13 protein-coding genes are annotated in these 13176 nt (G+C 59.0%); 9 read left to right on the forward strand and 4 right to left on the reverse strand.

Annotation, left to right across the window (positions count from 1 at the left end):
* Window positions 1-162 precede the first annotated feature (162 nt).
* Window positions 163-996 carry an oxidoreductase gene (locus GVK32_RS14670; RefSeq protein ID WP_159870908.1) on the reverse strand — a complete coding sequence of 278 codons (834 nt, stop codon included), beginning with the start codon at window positions 994-996 and terminating at the stop codon, window positions 163-165.
* Window positions 997-1160: 164 nt separating this feature from the next.
* On the opposite strand from GVK32_RS14670, the gene GVK32_RS14675 reads away from it, so the two are divergent.
* A complete protein-coding gene (locus GVK32_RS14675; RefSeq protein WP_159870911.1) occupies window positions 1161-2093 on the forward strand; it encodes an AraC family transcriptional regulator in 933 nt (310 codons plus the stop codon).
* Here the strand turns inward: GVK32_RS14675 and GVK32_RS14680 are convergent.
* Window positions 2082-2756 (reverse strand): GntR family transcriptional regulator, encoded by a 675-nt coding sequence (locus tag GVK32_RS14680; protein WP_159870914.1) that lies wholly within the window; start codon window positions 2754-2756, stop codon window positions 2082-2084. The two genes, GVK32_RS14675 and GVK32_RS14680, sit on opposite strands and share 12 nt — an antisense overlap.
* A gap of 228 nt (window positions 2757-2984) precedes the next feature.
* On the opposite strand from GVK32_RS14680, the gene GVK32_RS14685 reads away from it, so the two are divergent.
* From GVK32_RS14685 to GVK32_RS14710, 6 genes are read left to right on the forward strand one after another with little or no spacing between them, the layout of a single operon-like run.
* Entirely contained in the window at window positions 2985-3845 is an 861-nt protein-coding gene (locus GVK32_RS14685) for an alpha/beta fold hydrolase (RefSeq protein WP_159870917.1), read from the forward strand.
* Window positions 3846-3857: 12 nt separating this feature from the next.
* A complete protein-coding gene (locus GVK32_RS14690; RefSeq protein ID WP_200842883.1) occupies window positions 3858-4964 on the forward strand; it encodes a C45 family peptidase in 1107 nt (368 codons plus the stop codon).
* A 13-nt stretch (window positions 4965-4977) separates the two neighbouring features.
* Window positions 4978-6522 carry an ABC transporter substrate-binding protein gene (locus tag GVK32_RS14695; protein ID WP_159870920.1) on the forward strand — a complete coding sequence of 515 codons (1545 nt, stop codon included), beginning with the start codon at window positions 4978-4980 and terminating at the stop codon, window positions 6520-6522.
* An 18-nt stretch (window positions 6523-6540) separates the two neighbouring features.
* The gene (locus tag GVK32_RS14700; RefSeq protein ID WP_123708164.1) at window positions 6541-7482 is read left to right on the forward strand and encodes an ABC transporter permease; all 942 of its coding nucleotides are present in this window, start codon (window positions 6541-6543) and stop codon (window positions 7480-7482) included.
* Complete coding sequence (locus GVK32_RS14705; RefSeq protein WP_123708163.1) at window positions 7479-8300, forward strand: ABC transporter permease; 822 nt, start codon at window positions 7479-7481, stop codon at window positions 8298-8300. Before GVK32_RS14700 ends, GVK32_RS14705 begins: the two co-directional genes overlap by 4 nt.
* Entirely contained in the window at window positions 8297-9937 is a 1641-nt protein-coding gene (locus tag GVK32_RS14710; protein WP_159870923.1) for an ABC transporter ATP-binding protein, read from the forward strand. The genes GVK32_RS14705 and GVK32_RS14710 overlap by 4 nt, the downstream gene beginning before the upstream one ends.
* Before the next feature lie 88 nt (window positions 9938-10025).
* Here GVK32_RS14710 and GVK32_RS14715 read toward each other — a convergent pair whose 3' ends face one another.
* Both GVK32_RS14715 and GVK32_RS14720 read right to left on the reverse strand, forming a co-directional pair.
* Window positions 10026-11123, reverse strand: a complete 1098-nt coding sequence (locus tag GVK32_RS14715) for an alkene reductase (RefSeq protein WP_159870926.1) — start codon at window positions 11121-11123, stop codon at window positions 10026-10028.
* Window positions 11124-11176: 53 nt separating this feature from the next.
* On the reverse strand, window positions 11177-11776 hold the full coding sequence (locus tag GVK32_RS14720) for a TetR/AcrR family transcriptional regulator (protein WP_159870929.1): 600 nt from the start codon (window positions 11774-11776) through the stop codon (window positions 11177-11179).
* Window positions 11777-11919: 143 nt separating this feature from the next.
* Here GVK32_RS14720 and GVK32_RS14725 point away from each other — a divergent pair, with 143 nt between their 5' ends.
* Together GVK32_RS14725 and GVK32_RS14730 are read left to right on the forward strand one after the other, a co-directional pair.
* Entirely contained in the window at window positions 11920-12159 is a 240-nt protein-coding gene (locus GVK32_RS14725) for a DUF1289 domain-containing protein (protein WP_041145841.1), read from the forward strand.
* A 48-nt stretch (window positions 12160-12207) separates the two neighbouring features.
* Window positions 12208-13104, forward strand: coding sequence for an aldo/keto reductase family oxidoreductase (locus tag GVK32_RS14730; protein WP_159870932.1), 897 nt, complete (start codon window positions 12208-12210; stop codon window positions 13102-13104).
* The last annotated feature ends 72 nt before the right edge of the window (window positions 13105-13176 follow it).

The following is a 13176-nucleotide window of genomic DNA, read 5'->3' on the forward strand; positions in this document are numbered from 1 at the left end:
AATGATAATGATTATCAAGATCATTCGTATTATCATTAATCGTGTGGATTTAGCCGAAACGTCGGGCCAGGCGGCAGGGATGTTGCACAGAGGGGCAGGAGGCGGGGAGCGTTAAACGGCGGTCGGGTTCTCGTCCTTCCCTGGACGGAGTCCCGGCGTATATTAGCCATCCGTGGAGCGGCTGATCTCCTCCCAGGCGTCTATCCCGGCGCTCATCTGCTGAAGCTTTTCTTTAACCAGGGTCACGGCATCGCTTCCCAGCAGCAGCGATACCGGTGGGTTCGGATGGTTAATCAGCGCCAGCATCGCCCGCGCCGCCCGGCGCGGATCGCCCGGCTGGTGGCCGCTGCGCTGCATCCGCGTTTCGCGAATGGGGCCGAAGCTGCGGTCGTAATCGTCAATGCTGCGGGCTGCGCGCACCATCGAGCGCCCGGCCCAGTCGGTGCGAAACGATCCCGGCTGCACCGCCGTCACGGCGATATTAAAGGGCTTAAGCTCTTTGGTTAAGGTTTCGGAAATCCCCTGCAGGGCGAACTTACTCCCGCAGTAGTAGCTGATGCCGGGCATGGTGATAAATCCCCCCATCGAGGTGATATTCACAATGTGGCCGGCGCGGCGCGCGCGGAACCAGGGTACAAAAGCTTTAATTACCGCGACCGCGCCAAATACGTTAACGTTGAATTGCGCCACGAGCTCCTCGAGCGGCGACTCCTCCATGATCCCCTCATGGCCGTAGCCGGCGTTATTGACCAGCACGTCAACCGCGCCTATTTCCCGCTCTACGGCCGCAACGAGCGGTGGGATGGCGGCAAAATCGGTAACGTCCAGCACTCTGCCAAAGCACTGACCCGGCGACAGGGCCTCGAACTGCTCCCGGTCGCTCTCGTTCCTTAGCGTTCCGACCACCCGATGCCCGGCGCTGAGCGCCTCTTCTGCCAGCGCCCGGCCAAACCCGCTGCTGACGCCGGTGATGAAAAATAGTTTTGCTGAATGCATACGGCTTCTCCTTCGTTAAATTGAGCAGGCAGAATAGGGCACCACGGCGGTCTGGCGTAGCCCCGATCCTCTGCGGTCTTTGCCTGTTCCTATGAGTCGTCTGGACGCGACGGGCTGGGAGTGTCACACTTCGCGCAGGTTTCCGCTTCTTTAACGCAGGCTTTATGACAACGACCGCTGACCGGAAAATGGTGATGCTGCTGGACCGCCTGACCCCGCAGGAGGGCTACAACCTTACCGCGCTGCCCGACGTTCGCTTTTTGCGATCGAACCGACCGCTGCAGCGCACGCCGGTTTTATACGAGCCGGGGATCGTTATTGTCGTGCAGGGGAGAAAGCAGGGGTTTCTCGGCAATGATGTCTATTTGTATGATGCCCGGCATTATCTGATGGTCTCCGTACCGGTACCGTTTACCATGGAGACCGATGCCAGCGCAGCCGAACCGATGCTGGCTATTTACATTCGCCTGGACTTCACCTTAGCCGCAGATCTGCTGCTGGAGCTTGACGGCCGCGGCGCGTCGGCGGCCGCCGCGCCGCGAAGCATGATGTCGAGCCTGATGGATGAGCAGGTAGGCGGCTCGGTGTTACGCTTCCTGCAGATTATGTCTTCGCCGCTGGATGCGGAAATGCTCGGACCATCGATGCTGCGGGAGATCTATTACCGGGTGCTGACCGGCGAGCAGGGATCGGCGCTGCGCAGCGCCCTGCAGATGCAGGGCCAGTTTGGCAAGGTGGCGAAAGCGATACGAAAAATTCATGCGCAATACGCTGAGAGCCTTGACGTTAGCGTCCTGGCAAAAGAGGTCGGGATGAGCGTTCCGACCTTTCACAGCCACTTCAAGGCGGTAACCAACACCTCGCCGATGCAGTACCTGAAATCAACGCGCCTGCATCAGGCCCGGCTGCTGATGCTGCGCGGCAACCTGACTGCCTCCGCCGCCGGCGTGCGGGTCGGCTATGAGAGCATTTCTCAGTTCAGCCGCGAGTTTAAGCGGCTTTTTGGCCTGACGCCGGTGCGCGAAGTTGAGCGCATGAAGCGCAATTTTTCCCTGCCCGCCCCGGTTACGCCCTCCGCGTTTATCTCATCGCATTAAGCCGTCCGTTGGGGCTGGCGGCGCTGCCTGGGCGTTCGTCGGCTGATCGTCGTCCTGCAGGATATGCTGGCGCAGCAGCGTCGCCAGGGTAGAAGAGTCGCCTCGTTCTATCGCCTCGACCATCGCGAAATGTTCCCGTGAGGACTGGACGATCCTCGCGTGTGAGTTCCATTGCCCCAGCGCCGCGGAGGGAACCCGGCTGCGGAGTTCGAAAATCAGTTCAATCATGTCTTTGTTCGAGCAGGGGGCAAGCAGCGCGCGGTGAAAGGCGAGGTTGGATTCATACTGTTGCAGGATCGTGCCGAATTGAGTGTAGTGGTCAAATAATTCGGCGCACTGGCGCAGGGCGGCTAACTGCGCGGGCTGGATATTCTCCACGATATCGCTGGCCGATGCGCTTTCCAGCACCGCGCGGATGCGCGAAATATTGCGGCGCTGCTGCACGTCAGGGGAATAAACGTGGTACCCACGATTGGGAACATGCTGCACCAGTCGCTCGATGACCAGCTGATCGAGGGCGCGACGAACATCGCTGCGCGTGCACTCATAGCGTTCAGCCAGCTCGACCTGTTTCAGCCAGGCGCCTGGCTGGAAAACCCCGGTATTAATATCCATCGCCAGCAGGTTGGCAACGTGCACCAGAGTGCTTTTACCTTGCAACATATCCTCAGCTCCTTGTCCTGGTTCCCGCGATTTTTTGCAGCCTGATAATGAACGGTTCCCGGCTTTGGCACCAGTTTAAACCGTCGGTCTATTGGCTTTTGCTCTGACCCAAAGCTGAATTGTGACATGAACCAGATCTTTTGTTAATAAATTGTTTATTAAATTGGCGCCAATTTTGGTTTTGTGTTTGAATCAATTTTGAACAGCCGATGAACGAGAAAACAATTTATGCAACTATCAGTAATTAAAAATGATTCTGAGCATGCCGCCGGGCGCAGCCAGGCGCTTTACTATCGCGGCAGCACGACTATTTTTTCCAGCCGACACGATCCCCGCTTCCAGTATTGTTTATACGTCCCGCCCGGATTCGATGGTGACAAAACCGACTATCGCCTGGTCGTAGCGATGCACGGTACCGGTCGTTCGATGGTGCAATATCGGGATGCTTTTACCGAGTTCGCCCGCTACAACCGCTGCGTTGTTCTGGCGCCTCTGTTTCCCGTTGGGCCGTTAGGGGACGGGAATTCACACGGCTTTAAATACATCATTGAGCAGGATATTCGCTATGACCTGGCGCTGCTGGCAATGATTGATGAAGTTAGCGAGCTGCTGGATTGCGACTTTGGCAAGTTTCTGCTGTTCGGCTACTCGGGAGGCGGTCATTTCGCTCACCGCTTCCTTTACATTCACCCGGAAAAGCTGCTGGGGGTCTCCATTGGCGCCCCGGGTTCCGTCACGCTGCTGGACGACAGCAAAGCCTGGTGGCCTGGCGTGCAGAACTTTGAGCAAATCTTTGGCAAGCCTCTGAATTACGAAGCATTAAAAAAGGTGGCCGTACAGCTGGTGGTCGGCAAGGTCGATCTGGAAACCTGGGAAATCACCCATCAACCCGGCGGTCGGTACTATCTGCCGGGATGCAATGATGCCGGTCTCACCCGAATCGAACGTAATACCGCGCTGCTCAACAGCCTACGCGAACACGGCGTGCAGGCGGAACAAGACATAGTGCCAAACGTCGGCCACGACGGCATGAAGGTGCTGGATGAAGTAAAAGACTTTTTCCTGCGCGTACTGCAGGCAAATCGCTGAGGAGCGAACAACGTGACGCAACCTTTTCCCTTAATCGAAATTTCCGGCACGCCGTACGAGCGGGGCTGCCAGTACGGTGAGCAGGCCAGGGCTCGGATCCACGCCAGCGTGGCCATTTACGGCGACCAGCTCAACGCCCTGCGGATCGGCCAGGAACAGCGCGATCGCCTGATTAATAGCTTCAGCGCCATCATCCGCGAGTTTGACGCGGACTATTTCGACGAAATGCGCGGCATTGCCTGCGCATCAGGCGTTTCGCTGGAGGCTATTGTGATGATCAACGCCCGTACCGAAGTTATCGCCCAGGCGCGCAGCCTGCAGCACTGCCCGACGCCGCACGATGACAACATAAAAGATGGCTGTACCGGCGCGGTGATCCTGCCGCAGCGCAGCCCGCACGGCAAACTGATTCATGGACAAAACTGGGACTGGCGCGCGGAGTGCGCGGAGAGTTCGGTGGTGGTGAAAATTAAGCGTCAGCAGGGGCCAGATGTACTGACTTTTGTGGAGGCCGGGGGGCTTGGTCGCAGTGGGATGAACAGCGCCGGTATTGCCATCACCGCTAACTATCTGCGGTGCGAGCGCGATTATCAGCAGCAGGGCGTTCCGCTGTCCCTGATCCGCCGCAAAGCGCTGGAACAGCAGCATATGGCGCTGGCGATGAAGGTGGTCGCCACTACGCCAAAGTCGTGCTCCAACAATATGATCCTCAGCACAAAAGAGGGCTTTGCCATCGATTTTGAATGCGCCCCGGACGAAAGCTTCACCCTCTACCCGCAAAATGGCCTGCTGGTTCATGCCAACCACTGGGAGAGCCTGCCCGCGCGCTGCAAAATTCGCGAAGAGGGCATCGATGCCTCGCCGGATTCGCTGTACCGCGGCTGGCGCGTCCATGAATTACTTAATGCCCATGCAAAACCGGGAGAAGAGGAGATGAAAAACGCTTTTTTCGATGACTTCGGCTCCCCCTATTCCGTATGTCGTCCGCCGCGGCCGGGGTTCAGCAGCGATTTATCCGCCACGGTGGCGATGATCGTGATGACCCCCGCCGAGGGGATGATGGATGTGGTACCGCTTCCGGCACTTAACCGCGACTTCACGCGCTACACGCTCGATTAACAGAGAGATCGGTATGAAAAAATTATTATCAGCTGTTGCCCTGTTACTGCCGGGCATGGCGGCGCACGCGGCGGATGGCGAGGTTATCCGTTTTGCGCTGAATCAGGATATCCGCAGCAGCCAGCCGGGCGTCAACCGGGATGGAAACACCGATGATGTCCTGATGCACGTGGTGGAAGGCATGGTGGGCTACCGTGAAGACGGTACCGTTGGGCCGATGCTCTCATCATCCTGGGATGTAAGTAATGAAGGTAAAACCTATACCTTCCATCTGCGCGAAGGGGTGAAGTTTCACAACGGCGACGCCATGACGGCGCAGGACGTGGTGTGGAGCTGGAAGCACTGGAACGACCCGAAAACGCAGTGGCGATGTTTGCGTGAGTTCGACGGCAGCGGGTTGATTCATGTCACCGATGTCAGCGCGCCGGATGCGCATACCGTGGTCATGACGCTGGAGAAACCGGTGGCGCTGTTTTTAGATACCCTGGCGCGCACCGACTGCGGCGCTGCCGCGGTTATCAGCCCTAAATCGGTTGCCGCGGACGGTGCCTGGATTGCGCCGATCGGCACCGGGCCGTTCAGCTTTGGCGAGTGGAAGCATGGCGAATACGTTTCGTTGAAGCGTTTTGCCGACTACAGCGCGCTGACGGGGAAAGCGGATGGTTTTGTCGGCGGCAAAAAGGCGCTGGTGGACGAAGTGCGCTTTATGGCGATCCCCGATGCGGCAACGGTGAAGGCGGGACTGCAGTCGGGGGCAGTGGATCTGGCGCAGGTGAGCCCGATTGACGGCATCGACCTTAAAAAAGACCCCAATATCTCCCTCGAAGTGGCGCCGAACGCCCAGCGTCACGTGATGCTGATTCAGACCGACGACCCGCTGCTGAAAAACGTCAAGCTTCGCCAGGCGATAGCCTCTGCGCTGGACAGCGAACAGATCGCGCTGGGAACCAGCCAGAATCTGGCGCAGGCGTCTAACTCCAACATTTCCGTGGCCTCGGCGTTTTACAGCAATATCCAAAAGCAGGGCTATAAGTACGATCCGGCCCGCACGGCCCGGCTGCTGAAAGAGGCGGGCTATAAAGGCGAGCCGTTGGAGATTATCGCCAATAAGCGCGCGACCGTGCCGAGTTTTGACATGGCCATTATTATCCAGGCGATGCTGCAGGCGGCGGGAATTAACGCCCGCGTCACCACCATGGAGTGGGCGACCCAGCTTGAGCGCTATCAGGCTGGGCGCTATCAGATGATGACCTTTACCTACTCCGCGCGCTTCAACCCGGCGCTGGCGTTTGAACAACTGGTGGGTGATAAAACGAAACAGAAACGTAAGGTATGGGGGGACCCGCAGGCTATCGCCATGACGGATGAGCTGGCTACCGTCGACGATCCGGCGCGGATCCAGGCCATCACCGATAAGCTGCACCAGCAGATGATTGCTGATGTTCCGCTGATCATCTTTTATCCCGGGTTGGATATCGTCGCACACCGTAAGGCTATCAGCGGCTATAAATCCTGGCTCGCCGCCGCCGCGCGGCTGTGGAACGTCAGCAAAGCCTGATGAGATAAGGAGACGTGCATGTTGCAGTTTCTGCTTACCCGTATTTTGACCGCTATTCCGACGCTGCTGCTGGTGACCGTGCTGGTGTTTCTGCTGACGCGTATGGTGCCGGGCGACCCAGCCCTGCTGATGCTGGGGGATATGGCGACGGAGTCCAGTCTTGCCGATCTGCGCCATAGCATGGGGCTGGATCAGGGGATCGTGCAGCAGTTCTTCATTTGGACCACAAACGTGCTGCACGGCGACTTTGGCCACTCAATTCAGAGCGGTCAGGCGGTGCTGCCTTTGATTCTGCAGCGCTTCGGCGTGACGCTAAGCGTGGTGCTGGTGGCCATTGTTATCGCCTCGCTGCTTGCGGTGCCCGCGGGAATGCTGGCGGCGTGGAAACAAAACTCCTCCCTGGATACCGGGCTGGTGATGTTCTCCACGTTTCTGCTGTCGATCCCGAGCTTCTGGATGGGGCTGCTTATTCTGCTGCTGCTCGGCCTGAAGCTGGGCTGGCTGCCGGTTGTCGGCTACGTCTCATTGAGCGATGACCTGAAGGCGGGGCTGCTGTATCTGCTGATGCCGGTGATGACGCTGGTGCTGGTGGAGATCGGCGCGCTGGTCCGCATGATGCGGGCCAGTACGCTGGAGGTGCTGCGGCTTGATTATGTTTCCCACGCTCGGGCGAAGGGGCTGCGTGAGCGCGCGGTGTTAACGCGCCACGTTTTCCCGAATGCCTTCGGGCCGACGTGGACCCTGATTGGCTTGACGCTCGGCAACCTGCTCAGCGGAGTGGCGGTGACGGAAACGGTCTTCAGCCTGCCGGGTCTCGGCCGCCTGCTGGTGGACGCCATTTACGCCCGCGACTATCCGGTTATTCAGGGATGTATGCTATTTATCGCCACGCTCTATGTGCTCACCAATCTGCTGATTGATGCGCTCTATCCACTGTTCAATCCGAGGGTTTCTGCGTGAAGAGAAAAAATATCGTCCTCGCGCCAAACGCCCTGCTGGGAATCGCGCTGATTGGCACCATCGCGCTGGCCGGCATCATCGGCTTCTTCTGGACCCCGCTGGATCCGTCGCGGATCAATATTCTGGCGCGGCTGCAGTCCCCGGGCGCGGGTCACCTGCTGGGCACCGACGAATACGGCCGCGACGTGCTGAGCCGCCTGCTGGCCGGGGCGAATGCCAGTATGACCATCTCCCTGGTAACGGTCGGCTTTGCGCTGTTGGTCGGTATTACGCTGGGGCTTATCAGCGGCTACCTGCGCGGCGTGGTGGACAGGCTGATTATGATGGTGACCGACGCGCTTCTGGCCTTTCCCGGCATTCTGTTGGCGCTGGCGCTGTTGAGCATTCTCGGCAACAACCGCTACGGCATTATTCTGTCGTTGGGTCTGGCCTACACCCCTTCGGTGGTGCGCATCGTTCGCGGGACCGTGCTGGAATTGCGCGAGGCGGAGTTTGTCTCTGCGGCCAGGGTAATGGGTCATAACGAATGGGCGATCTTACGCCGTCATATTCTGCCCAATTGCCTGGCGCCCTTGACTGTGCTGGCAACCTCGATGCTGGGCTGGGTGCTGATTTCAGAAAGCGCGCTTTCATTTCTCGGTCTCGGCGTGCCGCCTCCGGAACCGACGTGGGGCAATATGCTGGCCGCCAGCCGCAGCTATCTCGCCCAGGCGCCGTGGCTGGCGCTCCTGCCGGGCCTCTGTATATCGCTGGCTCTTCTGGGAGTGAACATGCTGGGTGACGCGTTACGTGATTATCTCGATCCGAGGATGCAATGATGAACAATACAACCGCCTTATTGCAGGTCAGCAACCTTCGGGTTAGCGTCGCGGGGCGAGAGGTCGTAAAAGGCATTTCATTTGCGCTCGCTTCCGGCGAAGTGCTGGCGGTGGTTGGGGAGTCCGGCAGCGGTAAAACCCTGGCGATGCGTTGTTTAATTTCGCTGCTGCCGACGGGGGTGACCAGCTTTGCCGATTCGCTGGTTTTTGACGGACACGACCTCAATCACCTTACCGCGGAGCAGCTACGCGACCTGCGCGGCGCGGGCATTGGCATGGTTTTTCAGGAGCCAATGACGTCGCTCAATCCGGCGATGACGATTGGCCGTCAGCTTGATGAAGGGCTGGCATTACACACTCGACTCAGCGAGCCCGCGCGAAGGGAAAAGATTATTGCGATGCTGGAGCGCGTCGGTCTGGCGGATGCCGGGAAATTATTAGGCTCTTATCCCCATGAGTTTTCCGGGGGTATGCGCCAGCGGGTGATGATCGCCGCGGTCATGCTGCTTGAGCCGAAGCTGATTGTTGCCGATGAGCCGACCACCGCGCTGGACGTGCTGGTACAGCATGAGGTTATGGATCTGATGCTGGCGCTCACCGCCGAAAAGGGCAGCGCCGTTATTCTGATTAGCCACAATCTGTCGATGGTTGCACGCTATGCGTCGCGCATTATGGTGATGGAACAAGGCGAAATAGTTGAGCAGAACGACAGCCAGCGGTTGCTGGCCGAACCGCAGCACGCCTACACCCGGCGCCTGCTGGAAGCGCTGCCGGTACGCCAGCCGGCGCCGGACCGCCAGCGGCTGCTGGCGGCGGAAAGCGTGATCGCGCTGACGGATGTCGATATCCGCTACGTAGGACGTAAGTCCTGGTTCCGCCCGCAAAAGGTGACGCACGCGGTCAAAGGGATCAGCTTTAATGTGCGTGCCGGCGAGACGGTGGCGCTGGTCGGCGCGAGCGGTTCCGGTAAAACCACCATCGGTAAGCTTATTGCGGGCATGCTAAAGGCCAGCCAGGGCGTGCTGGCGTTTCGAGGGCGGGCGCTTAATCCGGCGGATAAGGCGCTGATGACCACCTGGCGGCGGGAGTGCCAGATGATCCAGCAGGATCCCTTCTCCTCGCTTAACCCGCGGATGCGCGTCGCGCAAATTATCGAAGAGCCGCTGCTGCTGGTGGCAACGATGAACCGCAGAGCGCGCGAGCAGCGGGTGCGCGAGGTGCTGGATGAGGTTGGGCTGGGAGACCTGTTTATGCCCCGCTATCCTCACCAGCTTTCGGGAGGTCAGCGCCAGCGGGTGGCGATTGCGCGGGCGATTGTCCGGCACCCGGCCTTTATTATTGCCGATGAACCCACTTCAGCGCTGGATATGACGGTACAGAAACAAATTCTCGAACTGCTCAAGCGGCTCCAGCAGCACTACGGATTTGCCTGCTTGTTTATTACGCACGATCTCGGCGCCGTGGAGCAGATAGCGGACAGGGTGCTGGTGATGGAAAAGGGGAGCCTGGTCGAGAGCGGGTGGAGTGATGAGGTTCTGGATAATCCTCAGCACCCCTATACGCAGCGGCTGCTAAGCTGCCTGCCGGTTCTTATAGCGCGGGAGCAGGGAGGATACCAGCTGCAGCAGCCGGCCTGAACAAGTCGCTAAGCTGATTGCGGGCGGGCAGATGAAAAAATAGCGGCGTCAGGCCGCCGCTATTGTTTTGTTGCTATAAAAGAAGGCGTTACAGCGTAGGGTAGTCGGTATAGCCTTCCGCGCCGCCGCCGTAGAAGCTCTCCGGACGCTGCGGGTTCAGCGCCGCTTTGTGCTTCAGACGGGCAACCAGATCCGGGTTGGCGATAAAGTCGCGGCCGAAAGCCACGGCGTCAATCAGCCCTTTGCTAATCAGATCGTTAGCCTTTTCAACCGTGTAGGCACCCGCTCCGATGATGGCGCCCGGGAAGCGGTCGCGAACCTTCTGACGGAACTCATCGCTGTACGGCTGGCCGCCGGCCCAGTCCGGCTCGGACATGTGCAGGTAGGCGATGCCGCGTTTAGCCAGCTCTTCAATCAGATACAGGGCGTCGGCTTCTTCGTTCGGGCCGTTATCGACGTTCTGGAAGCTACCGATTGGCGATACGCGGATACCGATGCGATCGGCGCTCCACTCTTTACTGACCGCATCAACCACTTCCAGCACCAGGCGAGCGCGGTTTTCAACGCTGCCGCCGTATTGATCGCTACGCTGGTTAGAGGTTGGTGACAGGAACTGGTGCAGCAGGTAGCCGTGGGCCGAGTGCAGCTCAACGAGATCGAAGCCGGCGTCGCGAGCGTTGCCTACCGCCTGGCGGAAGTCGTTGACGATCCCCGGGATCTCATCGAGCTCCAGCGCGCGCGGCATCGAGGTATCGGCGCGCACGGCGTGGCCGTTCTCATCGCGCAGCGACGTACGGGTGCCGGCGCTGATTGCGGAAGGCGCAACTGGCGCCGCGCCGCCTGGCTGCAGGCTGTTATGCGAGATACGACCGGTGTGCCACAGCTGTACGGCAATATGTCCCGCTTCGCCGTGAACGCCAGCGGTGATTTTCTGCCAGGCCGCGATCTGTTCAGGGCTGTGCAGACCCGGGGCGCCGGCATAGCCTTTAGCCTGGGCGGAGATCTGCGTCGCTTCCGAAATAATCAGTCCCGAGCTGGTGCGTTGACGGTAATACTCGGCCATCAGCGGAGTAGGGATGTCGCCGGGCTCAATGCTGCGCAGGCGGGTTAACGGAGCCATAAACACGCGGTTAGGTACGGTGACCGCACCCACTTTCAACGGGGTAAATAATTTTGATTCGGACATAATGATTCCTGAGTAGACCGGTCGTCTTGAAATGGGTTAAATAAAAACGCCTGTTAAACGCCAGGCGCGGCAATAATACTTTTGGCGTGGGCAAGGGCGCTTTCAAGCGGCGTTGCGCTGCGCGTAATCTTGGCCTGCAGGTTGGCGCCCAGCCACAGGGAGTAGAGCACCTGCGACAGCGTTAACGCGTCACCGCTGAAGACCAGGCTGCCTTCCTGACGGCCCTTTTCCAGCGCTTCGCCAAGCAGCGAAATAATCTGGCTGGCGCCTTTATCCATCTCGGTACGCATCGACTCCGACAGATCGCAAACTTCCGCCGACAGCTTCACCGTCAGGCAGCCGCTGATAATGCCCTGCTGGCAAAACTGGGTCAGCGTCTGCTGATAGTAGGCCAGCAGACGGTCGCGATAGTTGCCTTCGCCGTGGGCGAAATGCTCCACCAGCCGCTGCAGATAGCCAGCGTAGTGATGTTCCAGCAGCGCAACCCCGTAAGCTTCCTTCGAGCGAAAATAGTGGTAGAAAGAGCCTTTCGGCACTTCCGCCGTTTTCAGCAGTTCGCTCAGGCCCATTCCGGTAAAGCCGCGGTGCATGCACAGCTGTTCGCCGGTGGCCAGGAGATGTTCGCGGGTATCGCATTCGCTATGTTTGTTCATGCCGCTCACTGTAGTAGACCGATTGGTCTAATGCAAGCGCTAATTTTAAATGATGCGCGGCGCAGAGGCTGAGCAACAAAAGTTGCCAACCGCGGATGAAACGTCTTCAATGAAAGAGAGAACGAGGTGACTGGAGGCGTGAGGTGGCAGAGCAGCTGGAGTTTTTCCCGGTACAGAGCCCGTGCCGGGGAATTTGTCAGTCGGACGAACGCGGCTACTGTCGCGGCTGTTTGCGCAGCCGCGAGGAGCGCTTCGGCTGGCAAACGATGAGCGACGTACAAAAGCAGGACGTTCTGCGGCTGTGTCGTCAGCGTCTGTTGCGCAAATTACGCGCGGCTAAGGCAGAAACAGCGGAAGAACCGCAGCAACCCTCACTGTTTTAATGGCAAAAATGGGTATACTCAAAGCACTTTTTTGTTGAGGACGTTGTTATGGTTCAGCGTATTGCTATGGCCCCGCAGGGGCCGGAATTCTCGCGTTTTGTTATGGGCTACTGGCGTTTAATGGACTGGAAAATGTCCGCGAAAGAGCTGGTTGGCTTTATTGAGCAGCACCTGGATTTAGGCGTCACAACCGTCGATCATGCGGATATTTACGGCGACTATCAGTGCGAGGCGGCGTTTGGTGAAGCGCTGAAGCTGGCTCCGCATCTGCGTAGCCGGATGGAGATCGTCAGCAAATGCGGCATCGCCACGATGGCGCGCGCGGAAAACACCATTGGTCACTACATTACCGATCGCGACCATATTGTGCTCAGCGCCGAGCAGTCGCTGCGCAACCTGGCTACCGACCACCTGGATCTGCTGCTGATTCATCGCCCGGACCCGCTGATGGATGCCGATGAGGTCGCCGAAGCCTTCCTCGCGCTGCACCACAGCGGCAAGGTGCGCCACTTCGGCGTCTCTAACTTCACGCCGGCCCAGTTTACCCTGCTGCAATCGCGTCTGCCGTTTACGCTGTCGACTAACCAGCTGGAAATCTCTCCGGTGCATCAGCCGCTGCTGCTGGACGGCACCTTAGATCAGCTGCAGCAGTTGCGGATCAGGCCGATGGCGTGGTCCTGCCTGGGCGGCGGTCGTCTGTTTAATGATGCAAGCTTCCAGCCGCTGCGCGATGAGCTGGCCCGGGTTGCCCAGGAGCTGAATGCCGAAAGCATCGAGCAGGTGGTTTACGCGTGGATCCTGCGCCTGCCGTCGCAGCCGCTGCCGATTATCGGCTCCGGAAAAATTGAGCGCGTCCGCTCCGCGCTGGTAGCGGAAAAGCTGAATATGTCCCGTCAGCAGTGGTTCCGCATCCGCAAAGCCGCGCTGGGATACGACGTCCCGTAAGCGCAGCCAGAGCGCTCGCGGCGCCGGTGATCTACCCGATAAACCCGGATACGGCCCGCGCCGCTATCCGGG

Origin of the sequence: Klebsiella sp. 18074 (assembly GCF_902705905.1) — a bacterium.
Classification (GTDB): Bacteria; Pseudomonadota; Gammaproteobacteria; order Enterobacterales; family Enterobacteriaceae; genus Klebsiella; species Klebsiella terrigena.

Excerpts from the sequence above, each read along its gene's own strand:
- GVK32_RS14670 (WP_159870908.1), bottom strand. The coding sequence starts at position 996 with ATGCATTCAGCAAAACTATTTTTCATCACCGGCGTCAGCAGCGGGTTT.
- GVK32_RS14675 (WP_159870911.1), top strand. The coding sequence starts at position 1,161 with ATGACAACGACCGCTGACCGGAAAATGGTGATGCTGCTGGACCGCCTG.
- GVK32_RS14680 (WP_159870914.1), bottom strand. The coding sequence starts at position 2,756 with ATGTTGCAAGGTAAAAGCACTCTGGTGCACGTTGCCAACCTGCTGGCG.
- GVK32_RS14685 (WP_159870917.1), top strand. The coding sequence starts at position 2,985 with ATGCAACTATCAGTAATTAAAAATGATTCTGAGCATGCCGCCGGGCGC.
- GVK32_RS14695 (WP_159870920.1), top strand. The coding sequence starts at position 4,978 with ATGAAAAAATTATTATCAGCTGTTGCCCTGTTACTGCCGGGCATGGCG.
- GVK32_RS14700 (WP_123708164.1), top strand. The coding sequence starts at position 6,541 with ATGTTGCAGTTTCTGCTTACCCGTATTTTGACCGCTATTCCGACGCTG.
- GVK32_RS14710 (WP_159870923.1), top strand. The coding sequence starts at position 8,297 with ATGATGAACAATACAACCGCCTTATTGCAGGTCAGCAACCTTCGGGTT.
- GVK32_RS14715 (WP_159870926.1), bottom strand. The coding sequence starts at position 11,123 with ATGTCCGAATCAAAATTATTTACCCCGTTGAAAGTGGGTGCGGTCACC.
- GVK32_RS14720 (WP_159870929.1), bottom strand. The coding sequence starts at position 11,776 with ATGAACAAACATAGCGAATGCGATACCCGCGAACATCTCCTGGCCACC.
- GVK32_RS14730 (WP_159870932.1), top strand. The coding sequence starts at position 12,208 with ATGGTTCAGCGTATTGCTATGGCCCCGCAGGGGCCGGAATTCTCGCGT.